This is a genomic window from Microbacterium longlingense (genome assembly GCF_058349825.2).
In genome coordinates this window covers 1-15,485 of record NZ_JBYRJA020000007.1, presented here as the reverse complement: position 1 = coordinate 15,485, position 15,485 = coordinate 1, and the positions used below count along the sequence as shown (strand labels likewise).

Genomic DNA, 15,485 nt, shown 5'->3' with positions numbered 1-15,485 from the left:
CGGCGATGCTCCCCCTCATGCCGCGGACGTCCGCGGTGCGTACGCGGCCGACACTGCAGGTCGACCTGGCTGCGGTCGCGGCGAACGTCCGTACGATCCAGAGCCGGACGAATGCCGCGGTCATGGCCGTGGTGAAGGCGGACGGCTTCGGGCACGGCATGATCGACGTCGCGCGCACCGCGATCCTGGCCGGCGCGTCGTGGCTCGGCGTGACCGATGTCGCCGATGGATTGCGGCTGCGCGCCGCCGGGGTGACCGTTCCGATCCTGGCGTGGCTGCATCCGGGCGGGATCGACGCTGCGGCGGCGCTGCGCGGACGCATCGACGTCGCGGTCTCGTCGTCCGCAGAGCTGGCCGAGCTTGTGGCGGGGCTGCCGCCTGCGGCGACGGACGCCCGGCCGCTGCGCGTGCACCTGAATGTCGATACGGGGATGGCCCGCGGCGGAGCTCCGGAGAGCGACTGGCCGGCTCTCGTGCGTGTCGCGACGGCGACGGCGGTGCGCGTCGTCGGTGTGATGGGGCATCTACCGCTGGCCGCCGATGGCGTTCCGGAGCGCAACAGGGCCGGGTCCGACGCCCTCGAGCGCGCCGTGCGGGTGGCGCGCGACGCGGGACTCGACGGACTTCTGTCGCACCTCGCCGCGACCGCCGCCACGATGACCGACCCCGCTGTCCATCGCGATATCGTGCGCGTCGGAGCGGGGCTCTTCGGCATTGACCCCTCGGGCAGCGTGCTGCTGCGGGGGGCGTCGCGGCTGACGGCGCCGGTCGTGCACACGGCCGGCGTGCCGGCCGGAACGACGGTCGGCTACGGCGGCGCGTACGTCACCCGCACGGCCACGCGCCTCGCGGTGCTGGGCATCGGCTATGCGGACGGCATTCCCCGTGGCATCGCCCCGGATGCCTCCGTCGCGGTGGCCGGCGAGCGGTTCCGCATCGTCGGCGGCGTTTCGATGGACCAGATCGTGATCGACACGCGGGACCGGCGCGTGCCGCGCGGCGCGCTCGCGACGGTGTGGGCGCCGGCCGGTTCCTCGGCGCCGACCATCCACGATTGGGCGTGGTGGGCGGGAACGATCCCGCACGAGATCGTCACCCGGGTGGGAGCACGCGTGGCCAGGCAGGTCGTCGCATGACCGAGCGCGTGGCGGTGATCGGCGGTGGCACCGGTGTCGAGCACGCCGTGTCGCTGGCGTCTGCGGCCGGGGTCGCCGATGCCCTCGAACGCCGCGGACACGTGGTGGATCGGCTCACGATCGGCCGGGACGGGGTGTGGCGCTCCGGTACCGGTGCGCCACTGGGCACGACCCCCGCGAGCAGCCTCGCCGGGGTGCTGCGGACGCTGGCCGATGTCGATGTGGTGTTTCCCGCCGTGCACGGGGCGCCGGGCGAAGACGGCGCGCTCGCCGCGCTGTGCGTGCTCGCGGGCGTACGCGTGGTCGGGTCAGGGGTGAGTGCGGGGGCAGTGAGTATGGACAAGCATCTCGCGAAGCTCGTCGCCCGGGCTGTGGGTCTGCGTACCGTTCCGGGGCGGGTACTCGTGCGCGGCGAGCGGATGCGGTTCGCCGCGCCGGTGGTGGTCAAGCCCGTGTGTGCCGGGTCGAGCCACGGCGTGAGCCTCGTGCGCACGGCGGCGGAGCTGCCCGGCGCGCTGGCTGCCGCCTGGACGGCCGACGCCTCGGTGGGTGGCGGGCGGGCGCTCGTCGAACCCGTCGTCCGGGGCCGCGAGATCGACGTCGCGGTGCTGCGCGAGCCAGACGGCACCCGCTGGGCCGCGCCTCCGCTCGAGATCCACGCGCGCGGGCTCTTCGACACGGCGACGAAGTACGACGGGTCGGCGACGTTCACCGTTCCGGCGCGCATCCCGCCCGATGTTGCGCAAGCCATCGAGGGAGCGGCTCTCGCGGCGTTCGACGCGTTCGGGTGCGCGGGTCTCGCGCGCATCGACTTCTTCCTGACCGCGAGCGGCCCGGTGTTCAACGAGATCAACACGATGCCGGGTCTGACCGCCGCATCGCAGGCGCCCCGCATGCTTCGAGCCGCCGGGGTGGCGTATGACGAACTCGTCGTTCGCTTGGTGCGCGGAGCGGTGTAGGTGTTGCGCGGCTTCGGGGCTCACCGATCGCGAGCCCTGCGCCGGCCAGGGGGTGGACAGCACCGGGACGCCCGTGCGCACAATGGGACGATGGAGGACGCGGCGATGGCGGGCGGCGGCGCATCGGAGCCGGTGGCCTTCTTCGAGCTCGCCGAGTGGGCCAGGGTGCGATTCCCGCCCCGGGTGTTCATCGCGGTGAGCTTCGACGAGGGCCTCGTCGCGACCGGTGAGTTCGACGGCCGAGACTGGGCGGCCGGCATCTGGCACGCCGACGAGTTCCTCTTCGCATGGCACGACCGCCTCAGGGAGCCGGATGCGGTGTGGCTGCGCCCGATCATCGCCCGCCTGGCGGAGGGCGTCGACACGCGGGCCGAGGCCGTCGCTCTCTACCGGGAGCGCACGCAGGGCGCCACGCCGACGATGACGATCTGGCACCTCCCGTTGCCCTTCCCGCGGCGCTGAACGCGCGAGTCGGCAGACGGTCGTGTCGTCGGCGACCGCTACCGTTGGAGGATGGTGGAGTTCCGCTACGAGGCGCTGCGGCGCTTCCCCGACGTCGAGGCCGATGGCCTGCGCGCGTGGGACGCCACCGATGTCCTCCTCGCCGAGCATGCGCTCCGCGCGGATGTCGATCCCACCAGGACGGTGGTGATCGGCGACGGCTACGGCGCGGTGACGCTGCGTCTCGCCGCCGAGGGGTGGCGTGGCATCCGGGTGCACCAGGACCTGGTGACGGGCCGCCGTGCCCTGGCGGCCAACGCGCGACGGCTGGGAGCCGATGGGGCGTTCTCCTCGCACGGCCTGGACGCCGACCTGCTGCGCGATGCCGGGCTGGTGCTGCTGCAGCTGCCGCGGTCTCTCGCAGAGCTCGCCGAGATCGCGGACGCGGTCGCCCGGTGGGCGGCGCCGGACGTCGTGGTGGTCGCGGGCGGGCGTGTGAAGCACATGACGGTCGCGATGAATGATGTGCTGGCCGAGCGCTTCGCCGTGGTGCAGCCGCAGCGCGGGGAGAGGAAGTCGCGTCTGATCGTCGCCGCCGAGCCGCGGCCGGTTCCCGAAGCCCTCCCGTTCCCGGTGTGCGCCCGCAACAGCGAGCTCGACCTGGTGCTGTGCGCACACGGCGGGGTGTTCGCCGGGGAACGGCTGGACATCGGCACGCGCGCGCTGCTCGACCAGCGCGACCGGATGCCGGATGCGGCGTCGGTGATCGACCTCGGGTGCGGCAACGGCGTGCTGGCGATCGCCTATGCCAAGCGGCACAAGCAGGCGCACGTGGTGGCCACGGACCGGTCTGCCGCTGCTGTGCGGTCTGCGCGGGCGAGCGTCGCGGCGAACGGACTGCAGGGGCGGGTCCAGGTCGCCCTCGACGATGCCGGCTCTGAGCTGGTCACAGGGCAGGCCGACCTCGTGCTGCTCAATCCGCCGTTCCACCTCGGGGCGAGCGTGCACTCCGAGGCGGCTCGCCGGCTCATCCGCGCCGCCGCCCGTCTGGTCAGGCCCGGCGGGGAGGTGTGGACCGTCTTCAACTCCCACCTCGACCACCGGCGCATCCTCACCGCGGCGGTCGGGGAGACGGAGCAGGTCGCCCGGAACGCCAAGTTCACCGTCACGCGCAGCGTCCGCCGCGGCTGAATCGGGCGAGCTCTGCGCCGTGAGCGACCCGCAGAAGCCCATTCGTGTGAACGAAACATAACGGTTCCGCAACGGTGAAAACCCCAGGTCACCCCCCACGCCGATACCTCAGGGCGGAGCGGTTCAGCCGACGGCAGTTTGGCTCTTGAGCAGGCATTCGTTAGCGTCGAAAGAGGGTCAAAAGCCCTCAAGACCAGTCCGCGATCGCGTCTCCTTCGACACAGCGCCAGAGGAGGACGCGGGCGTACGGTCGGTGATCTTGCCCGGATTCCGATGTCCGAGCCAGTGCCGCAGGCGCCAGGCCTGTCGAGGCGGCCGTGCGATCATCACCCGGACGTGACCGAAGCCGCCGCCGAGCCCGAGCTCGGAAGACGCGGCAGGGGAAACGTGTCCGACATCGCTCTCGAAGCGCGCCATTTGTACAAGGTCTTCGGCCGCAATCCGCAGCAGGCGGTGCGACGGCTGAAGGCAGGGCAGTCCCGCGAATCACTGGCCGACGCGGAGACCGCCGCCGTGATCGACGCGAGCTTCGCCGTCAACCGCGGCGAGATCTTCGTGATCATGGGCCTGTCCGGCTCCGGCAAATCGACCATCATCCGCATGCTCAACGGCCTGCACGACATCACGGACGGCGCGGTCATCGTCGGCGGCGCCGATATCGCGCAGGCGTCTCCCGCCGAACTGCGTGAGATCCGCCGGGAACGCATCTCGATGGTGTTCCAGCACTTCGCGCTGCTGCCGCACCGCACCGTTGCGGACAACGTCGCCTATCCGCTCGAGCTGCGCGGGGTGGGCACAGCGGAGCGCCGGGCGCGCGCCGAGGAGATCCTCGCGATGGTGGGACTGGACGGCTGGGGCGGCAAGTACCCCGCCGAGCTGTCCGGGGGCATGCAGCAGCGTGTGGGCATCGCCCGCGCGCTCGCCGCCGACACGGAGATCCTGCTCATGGACGAGGCCTTCAGCGCGCTCGATCCGCTTATCCGCCGCGAGATGCAGGAACAGCTGGTCGAGCTGCAGCAGAAGCTGCAGAAGACGATCGTCTTCATCACGCACGACCTGAACGAGGCGATGTTCCTCGGCGACCGCATCGCGGTCATGCGCGATGGCCGGATCGTGCAGATCGGCACGCCGGAGGACATCCTCACCGACCCGGCCAACGACTATGTCGAGCAGTTCGTGCAGGACGTCGACCGCGCACGCGTGCTCACCGCGGGCAACGTGATGGAGCGCCCCCGCCCGGTGATCACGGTGGGGGCCGGCCCGCGCACCGCGCTACGCCAGATGCGGGACGCCTTCATGTCGGCCACGTATGTCGTCGACCGCGACCGGCGTCTGCTGGGCATCGTGACCGACCGCGACGCCGTGAAGCTGCTCAGGCGCGGAGAATCCGACCTGCGGACGATCCTGCGGCCCGCGCCGCAGGTCGTCGACATCGACAGCGTGCTCATCAACCTGTTCGTGCCGGCCGTCGAGTCGCCGCTGCCGCTGGCGGTCACCGATGCCGAGGACCGGCTGCTCGGCGTCATCCCGCGCATCACCCTGCTCGCCGCTCTCGGCCCAGGGCCCGGCGCGACGGAGGAGATCACGCTGCCGGTGCTGCCGCTGCCGCAGGCGGAGGTGGATGCGGTTCTGGAGGCCTTCCCGGCCTCCGCCGCGGAAGGCCCCGGACCGACCGCGGGCATCACCGGGGAGGAGGCGCGCTGATGGACGACTTCCGCATTCCCATCGGGGCCTGGGTGAAGTTCCTCGTCGACTGGGTCCGCGACAACCTCAAATGGCTCACCGGGGCGATCTCGGACGGCGTCGGCTTCCTCGCAGAGGGGCTGTCGGACATCCTGCTGGCGGCGCCGGCGCCGGTGATGATCCTCCTGTTCGCGCTGATCGCCTGGTTGGTGCGATCGTGGCAGCTCGCGCTCGGCACGGTCGCGATGTTCACCGTGATCGTGGGCGTCGCGCAGTGGGACAACGCCATGCAGACCCTCGCGCTGGTGCTGCTGGCTGCTGTCGTGACGATCGTGATCGCGGTGCCGCTGGGCATCTGGGCGGCGCGCAACGACACCGTCAGCGCGGTGCTCAAGCCGATCCTCGACCTGATGCAGACGATGCCGTCGCTGGTGTACCTCATCCCGGTGATCGTCTTCTTCGGCCTGGGATTCGTCCCCGGCGTGATCGCGACGGTGATCTTCGCCCTTCCCCCTGGCGTGCGCTTCACCGAGCTCGGCATCCGCGGCGTCGACCCGGAGAAGGTCGAGGCGGGCCAGGCGTTCGGCGCCCGGCCGGCGCAGATCCTCTTCGGCATCCAGCTGCCGCTGGCGACGCCGACGATCATGGCCGGCATCAACCAGGTGATCATGCTCGCGCTGTCGATGTCGGTGATCGCCGGCATGGCCAACGGACCCGGTCTCGGCAAGGAGGTGGTCTCGGCGCTGGCGACCATCAACGTGGCCAAGGGCGTCGAGGCCGGTCTCGGCGTGGTCTTCATCGCGGTCTTCCTCGACAGGGTGACGGCAGCGATGGGCAACCCGCATGAGCACCGCTCGTCGCTGATCGCCATGATCGGGCGGCGGCGGACCGCGGCCCGTCGTGCCGCGTCCCAGGAGCGGGCGGCCACCGGAGCCCCCGCCGGGGGAGCGGCGGCCGCGGCCCCCGCGGAATCCCTCTCATGACCCATACGAAACGCACGAATACATCAGTAAAGGAACGGACATCATGAACACGAAGCGACTCTCCGCCCTCATCGCCCTGGGCGCCGCGGCATCCCTGGTGCTGGCCGGCTGCGCGAGCAACGACGACGCCGCCGAGGGCCCAGCCGCGGGCTCCTCCGCCGAGGACCGCCAGACGATCACGATGGGTTTCCTCCCGGCGTGGACCGACGGCCTGAGCACGGCGTACCTGCTCGCGAACCAGCTGGAGAAGCTCGGTTACGACATCGATCTCGAAGAGGTCGTCGACGCCGGCATGCTCTACAGCGGGCTCTCGCGCGGTGACATCGACATGTACCCCTCGGCGTGGTCCGAGGTGACCCACGCCGAATACATGCGCGAGTTCGGCGACAGCGTCGAGGACCTCGGCTCGTACTACGGCGGGGCGGTGCTCACGATCGCCGTGCCGACCTACGTGGAGGGCATCGACTCGATCGAGGACCTCAAGGGCCAGGCCGACCGCTTCGGCGGCCAGATCGTCGGCATCGAGCCGGGCGCCGGTCTGACCACGGCGACCGAGGCGATGCTGCCGGCCTACAAGCTGGAGGGCGAGTACGACGTGGCCACCTCGTCGACGCCGGGCATGCTCGCGACCCTCGACACGGCGTACGCGGCGAAGGAGGACATCGTCGTGACGCTGTGGCGTCCGTTCTGGGCCTACGGCTCGTGGGACATGAAGGACCTCGCCGACCCGAAGGGCGCGATGGGCGAGCCGGAGTCGCTGCACTTCCTGGGCAAGCTCGGCTTCGCGGAAGAGTTCCCCGAGGCGGCCGCGTTCATCGGCGACGTCACGCTGACCGACGAGCAGTACGCCGCCCTCGAGTCGCTGGTGACCGGCGACGAGTACAAGGACGACCCGGCCGCAGCGGTCGACGCGTGGATCGCCGAGTACGGCGACAAGATCGACTGGCTGATCACCGAGTGATCCGCTGAGCACGACGCGCCCTCTCCGGCCTCGGAGGGGGCGCGTTGCGTTTGCGTGCTCGTCACCGAGCGAGCAGGGTCTCCAGGGCGTTCCGCCAGGCGTCGGCGTCGACGTTGAGGTGGGTGATCTCCCCGCTGTCGACGTGTTCGAGCAGGATGGTCTGCACGATGCCGCCGACCAGCTCCGGCAGCAGCGGCACGGCGGCGTGCTCGGGGTGTCTTCGCACGACGGCGGAGATGGTTCGGGCGAGGACGGCGATGCTGTTGCGGTAGTAAGCGCTCACCGCCTGCTCGGTGAGCAGCTCGGCGCGCAGGCGCCGGCGTCGCATGTCGACCTCGGAGGGCGGGTCGGGATACGCCACGCTGTCGCGCAGCAGTGAGAGGGCGGCGTCGAGGGGGGGCATGCCGTCTGCGAGCGCCCTGTCGATGTTCTCCGGGACTCCGGGCAGGAGCCATTCGCCGAACAGCACGGCCTCCTTGCTCGGGTAGTAGCGGAAGAACGTGCGGCGCCCGATGCCGGCGGCCTCCGCGATGGCGTCGACGGTGGTGCCGTCGTAACCGAGTCGCTCGAAGAGGTCGATCGCGACCGCGCGGATGTTCTCCCTGGTGCGCGCCTTCTGCTCCTCGCGGCTCAGGCGCTCCCCGTTCGCTGCGGCATCCGTCATGTTCGTCGACTCCCCGGCGGCCGGCATCCGCGCCCGCGGCCTGGCCTCGATCCTGTCACGGGAACAACAGAAACCCGCAAATCTGGCACCTGTGCCACCTTTTGTTCACCCGGTGTTCCCGAGCTGGAAAGTGGCACGGGTGCCACAATTCATGAATCCTCCGTAGCTTCCTGACGTGGCCGTCGCAGGGCCACCACCCGAACCAGGAGGACTCATGTCTCACAGCCGGCCCGTTCGCGGCCTCGCCGCACTCGCTCTCGCGGGCGCGCTCGCCCTCACCGGATGCAGCGGCGCCCCCGCCGCCGGTGAGGACCCCTCGACCCCCGACACCGGTGCGAGCTCCGGGACCCCCGTCGCCGGAGGCAGCCTGACCATCGGCCTGGACCGCGAGGTCCCGAGCCTCGACCCCGCCGTGGGCGCCATCGGCCAGCAGCCGCTCTTCGTCTTCGCCAACGCCGTCTACGAGCCCCTCATGAAGCCGGCGCCCGGTGGCGCCGTCGAGCCAGGGCTCGCCGAATCGCTCGTCGCCGATGAGGCGGGTCAGAAGTGGACCCTCACCCTTCCCGCCGGGCTGACCTTCTCCGACGGCTCTCCCCTCACCGCCGAGTCCGTGAAGCTCTACATCGAGCACCTCGCCGACCCGACGACCGGGTCCGCATCGGTCGGCCAGGCGTCGCAGATCGCCGCGATGGACGTCGAGAGCGACACCGTCCTCGTGATCAGCCTCGCCGCGCCCAATGCCGACTTCGACGCCCAGTTCGCCCGTGCCCTCGGCATGATCGCGTCGACCACCGCGACCGATGCGTTCGGCTTCCCCCTCGGCGCCGGCGCCTACCGCGTCGAGAAGTTCGTCGGCGGCGACGCGATCACCGTGGTGCGCAACGACGAGTACACCGGCGAGCAGCCGGCCTACCTCGACGAGATCGTCTTCACGATGATGCCGGACGCCGAGACCCGGCTGCAGAGCCTGCAGGCCGGCGACATCGACATGATGTGGACCGAGGTCACCAGTCAGTTCCAGCAGGCGCGCTCCGATGCGAACCTCGCCGTGCACGCCGCCCCGGCCGCCGTCAGCTCGATCGTGCTGAACCTGGACAACCCGAAGTTCTCCGACGTCGAGGTGCGCACCGCCCTCGCGCAGGCGATCGACCGGGAGGCCGTCAACGCCGTGGTCAACCTCGGTGAGGGCACGCTCGTCGACAGCCCGTACGCGCTGCTGGGCGACCTGTCGCCCGCGGTGGACTACCCGGCATACGACCCGGAGGCCGCCCAGAAGGTCCTCGCGGACGCCGGGCTGTCCTTCGAGCTGTCTGTCACCAACCGCACAGACACCGTGCAGCGCGCCACCGCCCTGAAGGACATGCTCGCCACGGTCGGCGTCGAGGTCTCCCTCAAGCCGGTCGAGCCGGCGAGCTACACCACGATCCTCACGAGCCGCGACTTCGAGGCCGCCGACTTCGTCACCTCGCTGTTCGCCGACCCCGCCGGGGGGCGTCTGGTGGCCCGCTCCGGATCGCCTTACAACTTCACCGGGTTCGCGAGCGACGCCGCCGACGCCGCCCTCGACGCGGCAGCAGCGACCACCGACCAGGCCCAGCGCTCCGCTGAGCTGAAGATCGTCGCAGAGGAACTCGTCGCCGGCATGCCGATCCTGTGGCTGACCGCCAGCAACGCGGGCTTCATCGCGGGCGCCGACGTGGCCGGCATGCCCGACCTCACCGGCATCACGCTGGTCTCGGTCAACCCGGCCCAGATCGGCTGGGCCGACGGCCAGGGCGAGGCGCAGAAGTGATCCGCGCCGGGTTGTCGCGCACCGCACGATCGGTGGGGGTGCTGCTCGTCATCGCCGCGCTGACCTGCCAGCTGGCCTTCCTGATGCCCGGCGACCCGGCGCTCATCCTCCTCGGCGAGGAGTCCACCCCGGCCCAGCGCGCGGAGCTCCGTCACGCGCTGGGCCTGGATCAGGACTTCTTCGGCCGGTTCTTCGGCTGGCTCGGCGGGGTGCTCACTGGAGACTGGGGCACCTCGTTCACCTCGGGCCGCCCGGTGCTCACCGAGATCGTCGAGCGCATCCCGGTGACCTTCGAGCTCGTGCTGCTGAGCCAGGTCGTCGCGCTCGCCGTGGTCATCCCGCTCGCCCTCTACAGTGCCCGCCGCGTGGACGGCCCCGTCGATCGCGTGGTCTCCACGGCCACGTTCGTGACGCTGGCGATCCCGTCCTTCGTCGTCGGGGTGCTGCTCATCTACGTCTTCGCGGTGCAGCTGGGCTGGCTGCCGGCCACCGGCTACGTGCCGTTCGTGGAGAACCCGGCCGAGAACCTCCGGCGGATGATCCTGCCGGTGCTCACGCTGGGCATCGCCGAGGCGGCGGTCTACACCCGGGCGCTGCGCGGCTCGGCGATCGAGGCGATCCGCTCACCCTATGCCTACGCCACCATGGTGCGCGGCGCGAGCGACGGCAGGCTCTTGTGGGGGCGCATCCTCCGCCCGTCCTCGCCCACGCTCGTGGCGCTCCTCGGCATCAACATCGCCACGGCGCTGGGCGGCTCGCTCCTGGTGGAGCAGCTGTTCGCCCTGCCGGGGCTCGGCCGGCTCACGGTCGGCGCGCTGGGCGCCCGAGACCTGCCCCTGATCCAGGGTGTCGTGCTGTTCGCCGCGATCATCGTCGTGATCGCGGGCATCCTCACCGACATCGCCCTCTCGCTCATCGACCGAAGGAGCTCCCGTGGCCGCGCCTGAGATGGCCCTCGCCCCCGCCCGCCCGCCGCGGCGCACCGCCAGCCGCCTGCCGCGCATCGGCATCGTGCTCGCGATCACCTGGCTCGCACTCCTCGCCGTCTGCGCCATCGCCTCGGCGCTCGGCGCCGGCGCAGATCCGCTCGCCAACGACTACGCCGCGATCAACGCCGCCCCGAGCCTCTCCCATCCGTTCGGCACCGACAGCCTGGGCCGCGACGTGCTCGCCCGCTCACTGCACGGCGCGGCCGCCTCCGGGTTCGTCGCGCTCATGACCGTGATCATCGGCGGCGGCGTCGGCATCCTGCTCGGCGTCCTCGCCGGGCTCGTGCGCGGCGTCGTCGAGGCCGCTGTCGGCTTCCTCACCGACGTGACGATCGCACTCCCGTCGCTGATCATCGTCTCCACCGTCGTCACCCTGGCCGGACCCAACCTGCTCACGATCGCGCTCATCATCTCGCTGTTCACGATCCCCGTGTTCGCCCGGCTCTCCCGCGCGGCCACGCTCTCCGTCGCCACGGAGAACCACGTCATCGTCGCCCGCACCCTGGGCGCGAGCGGATGGCGGATCCTCACCCGCGAGGTGCTGCCGGGGGTCCTGCCGATGATGATGCCGGTGCTCATGACCACCATCGCGGGGGCGATCGTCGCGGAGGGCGCGCTGAGCTTCCTCGGCTTCGGCCTGCGCCCGCCGGAGCCCTCCTGGGGATCGCTGATCTCCCAGGGGCGGGCGGAGCTGACCACCGCGCCGTGGCTGACGCTCTTCCCCGCCCTCATGATCTGCCTGACCATCCTGTCCGTCAACGTGCTCGGCGAGCACTTCCGGGAGGCCCGACGATGACCCCCTCGCAGCAGGCGCCCGAGCGGCTGCCGGTTCTGGACGTGCGCGGCCTGACCACCCGCATCCGCCGTCGTGACACCGAGACGACCGTCGTCGACGACGTCTCCTTCACCCTGCTCCCTGGTCGCTCGCTGGCCGTGGTGGGGGAGTCCGGCGCGGGCAAATCGATGCTCATCCGCTCGCTCCTCGGCATCCACCCGCCCGGCGTCGATGCGCGCGTGACGGGTGCGGTCCGCCTCGCCGGGGCGGACATGGTCTCGGCGAGCCGGTCGCGCCGGCGCCGGATCCTCGCCGAGAACGTCGGCATGATCCACCAGGATCCGCTGCGCTCGCTGAACCCCGTCTACCGGGTCGGGACGCAGCTGACCGAGGTGCTCACGTTCGGATCGGGGCGGCCGTCGCGTGCCGCGCTGCGCAGACGTGCGGTCGGGGCGATGAGCGACGTCGGCTTCCGCGACCCGGAGCGGGAGGCGCGACGATACCCGCACGAGCTCTCCGGTGGTCAGCGGCAGCGCATCGGCATCGCTGCGGCGACGCTCACCGACCCCGTACTGCTCATCGGCGACGAGCCGACCACGGCCCTCGACGTGACGGTGCAGAAACGCGTGCTCGACCTCATGGACGCCATGCGCGAGCGCACCGGAGCCAGTCTCCTCCTCGTCACGCACGACCTCGGCGTCGCGGCAGAGCGCTGCGACGACCTCATCGTGATGAGAGCCGGTCGCGTGGTGGAAGCAGGGCCTGCGCGGCAGCTGCTCACCGCCCCCGCCCATGCCTACACCCGGGCGCTCATCGACGCCATCCCGCGCCTGGACGGACCGCGCCCGCGGCGCCTGCGCACCCTCGCCGAAGGATCCCTCTCGTGACAGACCCGCACCAGGCCGGCCCCGCCGCGCTCGTCGTCCGCGACCTCGTCGTCGGCTACGGCGACCGCATCGTGCTGCACGGCATCGACCTCACGGTTCCCCGGGGCGGGTGCGTGGGACTGGTGGGCGAGTCCGGCTCGGGCAAATCCACCCTCGCACGTACCGTGATGGGCCTGCAGAAGCCGCGTTCCGGCTCGGTCGCCATCCCGGAAGAGGGTGTCGTGCACCCCGTGCAGATGGTCTTCCAGGACCCGGTCTCCTCGCTCAACCCGCACCGTCAGGTGGTCGACATCGTCGCAGAGCCGCGCACCATCACCGGCACCGGCACCGCCGCCCAGCGTCGCGCGGCCGCGCGCGATCTCCTCGACCGTGTCGGCCTCGACCCGCACCGCTTCGGCGGGGTCAAGCCGGGCACTCTCTCCGGCGGTCAGGCGCAGCGCGTCGCGATCGCGCGCGCTCTCATGGCGGAGCCGGCGCTTCTCCTGTGCGATGAGCCGGTGTCCTCGCTCGACGTGTCCGTGCAGGCGCGCGTGCTCAACCTGTTCGCCGATCTGCGCGACGAGGTCGGCCTCAGCATGCTCTTCATCACCCACGACCTCGCGGTGGTGCGCATGATCTCCGACGAGGTGTGCGTGCTCAACGACGGACGCATCGTCGAGCACGGGCCGACCGAGGCCGTGATCGCCGACCCGCAGCATCCGTACACCAGGGAGCTGCTCGACGCCGCTCCCCGGCTCCCCGTCGTCTGACGCCCCGCGCGTGCCGCCCGCGTGCGGGCACAGCACGAGCCATCCCCGTGAAAGGACCATCATGACCCGTACCTTCCCGCCCGGATTCGTCTGGGGATCCGCCACCTCCGCCTACCAGGTCGAAGGGGCGTGGGACGCCGACGGCAAGGTGCCGTCGATCTGGGACACCGCCGCGCGCACCGGCGCCGCACGCACACCGGACGGTACGAGCGGCGACACCGCGATCGACCAGTACCACCGCTACGAGGAGGACTTCGATCTGCTGCGCGACCTGCACGGCGGCGGCGCGCACCGCTTCTCCACGTCGTGGCCGCGTATCGTCACCGACGCCGCCGGGACCATCAATCCCGCCGGACTGGACCACTATGAGCGGGTGGTCGACGCGCTCCTCGCCCGCGACATCGCTCCGGCGCTGTGCCTGTTCCACTGGGACACCCCGCAGTGGGCCGAGGATGCCGGCGGCATGCTGAACCGGGACTTCGCTGCCCGCTTCGCCGAGTACGCGGCGGCCCTCGCCGGCCGGGTGGGCGATCGGGTGGCGCAATGGTTCACGCTCAACGAGCCGGTCAACCCCACCCTCGGCGGCTACCTCGCCGGCGCGCTGCCGCCCTACCATCGCGGCGGCGTGCGTGACGGACTCGTCGCCGGACACCACCTGCTCCTCGCCCACGGCATGTCGATCCAGGCGCTGCGCGCAGCGGGCGTCACCGGCGAGATCGGCACGGTCGTCAGCATCGGCGGCGTCTCCGCTGCCACGGACCACCCCGACGATCAGCGCGCCGCCGAGCGTGCAGAGTACTTCGAGGGGCGGCTGTTCCTCGACCCGATGCTGGGGCGCGGGCACCTGCCGGAGGTCGCCGGCGTGCTCGGGGATGCGCTGCGCGACGGGGACGCCGAGATCATCGGGCAGCCGATGGATGTCCTCGGTGTCAACTGGTACTCGCAGTACAGCGCGGCAGACCCGGAGCGCGCCGATCCGCACCGGCTGGGCGTTCCCGAGCGCGGCGCGATGATCATGCGGCTCGCCGAGGCCACCGCGCCGCTGGGCTTCGCGATCGTGCCCACCCCCGGAGCTCGCTGGGGCGGTGCGCACCGGCAGCTGACGCCGGGGGGTTTCCGCCGGGCGCTGGACTGGTTCGCTCAGACGTACCCTGACCACCCCGACATCGTGATCACCGAGAACGGCGTCGGCAGCTCGGATGACACCCCCGATGCCGACGGCGTGGTGCACGACGCCGAGCGCATCGCTTACCTGGCGTGGGCGATCGCGGAGCTCCACGACGCCATCGAGGCCGGCGCGCGGGTGCGCGGCTATCACGTGTGGTCGAGCCTCGACAACTTCCAGTGGGGCGCCGGCTTCACGCACCGCTTCGGGCTCGTCCACGTCGACCAGGACACGCTCGTGCGCACGCCGAAGGACTCCTTCGGGTGGTACCGGGAGCTCACCACCACCAACACGGTGCCGCCTCAGCCGGAGCCGACCGCGGCGGGAGACCACGTCGGGCTCGACGTCGCCGGCGTGCGCAACGCGCGCGGGGTCGGCGGCCTGCGCTTCACCGAGGGCGGGGTGGTGCGCGACGGCGTGCTGCTGCGCTCTGCGGGACTCCACGGGCTCACCGCGGACGGCAGCCGTGCGCTCGTCGACTACGGCGTGCGCACGGTGATCGATCTGCGCGGTGGCGCGGAGGCGGCAGCGGCGCCAGACCCCGACTTCGGTGCGCGGCTCGTGCACCTCCCGCTGCATGAGCCGGCGATGGAGACCGGGGACCCCGTGCCGACCCTGCCCGAGGTGTATCGCGAGATCGTGACAGAGCGGGGCGATCGGATCGTTGCGGGCGTCCGGGAGATCCTGGCGGCCCCGGATGGTGCTGTGCTGGTGCACTGCACGGCAGGCAAGGACCGCACGGGCGTCTTCGTCGCGCTCGTGCTGTCGGCGGTCGGGGTGTGCGATGACGACGTGGTGCGCACCTTCGCCGAGTCGGCGGAGCGGCTGGGCGAGCCGTTCGCGGCCGAGGTCCGCGCGCACTTCGGCGGTGCGCTCATCCCGCACGAGATGGAGGAGCACATGCTGTCATCGCCGGCGCACTTCATCGAGGACGTGCTGGCCCTTGTCCGCCGTGACCACGGCAGTGCATGGGCGTATCTGCTGGCGCATGGCCTGACCGCGGACGAGCTGACAGCGCTGCGGGCGCGGTTCCGCGCCTGACAGTGATGATGGTGGTGGGAGTCCCGCAGCGGTCGTCCTGACTCTGCGCCTGACTGACTTGGGGTCTTG

Annotated in this window: 14 protein-coding genes; 13 read left to right on the top strand and 1 reads right to left on the bottom strand. The window is 71.3% G+C overall.

Features of this window, described 5'->3' with window-relative positions; all coding sequences use genetic code 11:
- The first annotated feature begins 17 nt into the window (after positions 1-17).
- From alr to AC3RXY_RS11095, 7 genes are all read left to right on the top strand, one after another.
- Complete coding sequence (gene alr / locus AC3RXY_RS11125) at positions 18-1,136, top strand: alanine racemase (protein WP_491510991.1); 1,119 nt, start codon at positions 18-20, stop codon at positions 1,134-1,136.
- The gene (locus tag AC3RXY_RS11120; protein ID WP_491510990.1) at positions 1,133-2,095 is read left to right on the top strand and encodes a D-alanine--D-alanine ligase family protein; all 963 of its coding nucleotides are present in this window, start codon (positions 1,133-1,135) and stop codon (positions 2,093-2,095) included. Before alr ends, AC3RXY_RS11120 begins: the two co-directional genes overlap by 4 nt.
- Before the next feature lie 90 nt (positions 2,096-2,185).
- A complete protein-coding gene (locus tag AC3RXY_RS11115; RefSeq protein WP_491510989.1) occupies positions 2,186-2,557 on the top strand; it encodes a hypothetical protein in 372 nt (123 codons plus the stop codon).
- Between the two features lie 51 nt (positions 2,558-2,608).
- Entirely contained in the window at positions 2,609-3,727 is a 1,119-nt protein-coding gene (locus AC3RXY_RS11110) for a class I SAM-dependent methyltransferase (RefSeq protein ID WP_491510988.1), read from the top strand.
- Positions 3,728-4,114: 387 nt separating this feature from the next.
- Positions 4,115-5,431 carry a quaternary amine ABC transporter ATP-binding protein gene (locus AC3RXY_RS11105; protein ID WP_491511158.1) on the top strand — a complete coding sequence of 439 codons (1,317 nt, stop codon included), beginning with the start codon at positions 4,115-4,117 and terminating at the stop codon, positions 5,429-5,431.
- Positions 5,431-6,393 carry an ABC transporter permease gene (locus tag AC3RXY_RS11100; RefSeq protein ID WP_491510987.1) on the top strand — a complete coding sequence of 321 codons (963 nt, stop codon included), beginning with the start codon at positions 5,431-5,433 and terminating at the stop codon, positions 6,391-6,393. The genes AC3RXY_RS11105 and AC3RXY_RS11100 overlap by 1 nt, the downstream gene beginning before the upstream one ends.
- Before the next feature lie 43 nt (positions 6,394-6,436).
- A complete protein-coding gene (locus AC3RXY_RS11095) occupies positions 6,437-7,354 on the top strand; it encodes a glycine betaine ABC transporter substrate-binding protein (RefSeq protein ID WP_491510986.1) in 918 nt (305 codons plus the stop codon).
- 61 nt (positions 7,355-7,415) lie between these two features.
- Here AC3RXY_RS11095 and AC3RXY_RS11090 read toward each other — a convergent pair whose 3' ends face one another.
- Positions 7,416-8,018, bottom strand: a complete 603-nt coding sequence (locus AC3RXY_RS11090; RefSeq protein WP_491510985.1) for a TetR/AcrR family transcriptional regulator — start codon at positions 8,016-8,018, stop codon at positions 7,416-7,418.
- Between the two features lie 214 nt (positions 8,019-8,232).
- Between AC3RXY_RS11090 and AC3RXY_RS11085 the strand changes: the two genes are divergently transcribed.
- The 6 genes from AC3RXY_RS11085 (at position 8,233) to AC3RXY_RS11060 (ending at position 15,416) form a co-directional block, all read left to right on the top strand.
- Positions 8,233-9,810: an ABC transporter substrate-binding protein gene (locus AC3RXY_RS11085; protein ID WP_491510984.1), complete on the top strand. Its 1,578-nt coding sequence runs from the start codon at positions 8,233-8,235 to the stop codon at positions 9,808-9,810.
- The gene (locus AC3RXY_RS11080; protein ID WP_491510983.1) at positions 9,807-10,757 is read left to right on the top strand and encodes an ABC transporter permease; all 951 of its coding nucleotides are present in this window, start codon (positions 9,807-9,809) and stop codon (positions 10,755-10,757) included. The genes AC3RXY_RS11085 and AC3RXY_RS11080 overlap by 4 nt, the downstream gene beginning before the upstream one ends.
- A complete protein-coding gene (locus AC3RXY_RS11075; protein ID WP_491510982.1) occupies positions 10,744-11,595 on the top strand; it encodes an ABC transporter permease in 852 nt (283 codons plus the stop codon). The genes AC3RXY_RS11080 and AC3RXY_RS11075 overlap by 14 nt, the downstream gene beginning before the upstream one ends.
- Positions 11,592-12,461 carry an ABC transporter ATP-binding protein gene (locus AC3RXY_RS11070; RefSeq protein WP_491510981.1) on the top strand — a complete coding sequence of 290 codons (870 nt, stop codon included), beginning with the start codon at positions 11,592-11,594 and terminating at the stop codon, positions 12,459-12,461. Before AC3RXY_RS11075 ends, AC3RXY_RS11070 begins: the two co-directional genes overlap by 4 nt.
- The gene (locus AC3RXY_RS11065) at positions 12,458-13,210 is read left to right on the top strand and encodes an ABC transporter ATP-binding protein (RefSeq protein ID WP_491510980.1); all 753 of its coding nucleotides are present in this window, start codon (positions 12,458-12,460) and stop codon (positions 13,208-13,210) included. Before AC3RXY_RS11070 ends, AC3RXY_RS11065 begins: the two co-directional genes overlap by 4 nt.
- A gap of 61 nt (positions 13,211-13,271) precedes the next feature.
- Positions 13,272-15,416, top strand: a complete 2,145-nt coding sequence (locus tag AC3RXY_RS11060; protein WP_491510979.1) for a family 1 glycosylhydrolase — start codon at positions 13,272-13,274, stop codon at positions 15,414-15,416.
- Positions 15,417-15,485: the final 69 nt, after the last annotated feature.

What these genes read in the sequence shown, in the direction of transcription:
- AC3RXY_RS11060 (WP_491510979.1), top strand. Translation starts at nt 13,272, where the DNA reads ATGACCCGTACCTTCCCGCCCGGATTCGTCTGGGGATCCGCCACCTCC.
- AC3RXY_RS11085 (WP_491510984.1), top strand. Translation starts at nt 8,233, where the DNA reads ATGTCTCACAGCCGGCCCGTTCGCGGCCTCGCCGCACTCGCTCTCGCG.
- AC3RXY_RS11095 (WP_491510986.1), top strand. Translation starts at nt 6,437, where the DNA reads ATGAACACGAAGCGACTCTCCGCCCTCATCGCCCTGGGCGCCGCGGCA.
- AC3RXY_RS11120 (WP_491510990.1), top strand. Translation starts at nt 1,133, where the DNA reads ATGACCGAGCGCGTGGCGGTGATCGGCGGTGGCACCGGTGTCGAGCAC.
- AC3RXY_RS11070 (WP_491510981.1), top strand. Translation starts at nt 11,592, where the DNA reads ATGACCCCCTCGCAGCAGGCGCCCGAGCGGCTGCCGGTTCTGGACGTG.
- AC3RXY_RS11090 (WP_491510985.1), bottom strand. Translation starts at nt 8,018, where the DNA reads ATGACGGATGCCGCAGCGAACGGGGAGCGCCTGAGCCGCGAGGAGCAG.
- AC3RXY_RS11115 (WP_491510989.1), top strand. Translation starts at nt 2,186, where the DNA reads ATGGAGGACGCGGCGATGGCGGGCGGCGGCGCATCGGAGCCGGTGGCC.
- AC3RXY_RS11110 (WP_491510988.1), top strand. Translation starts at nt 2,609, where the DNA reads ATGGTGGAGTTCCGCTACGAGGCGCTGCGGCGCTTCCCCGACGTCGAG.
- alr (WP_491510991.1), top strand. Translation starts at nt 18, where the DNA reads ATGCCGCGGACGTCCGCGGTGCGTACGCGGCCGACACTGCAGGTCGAC.
- AC3RXY_RS11100 (WP_491510987.1), top strand. Translation starts at nt 5,431, where the DNA reads ATGGACGACTTCCGCATTCCCATCGGGGCCTGGGTGAAGTTCCTCGTC.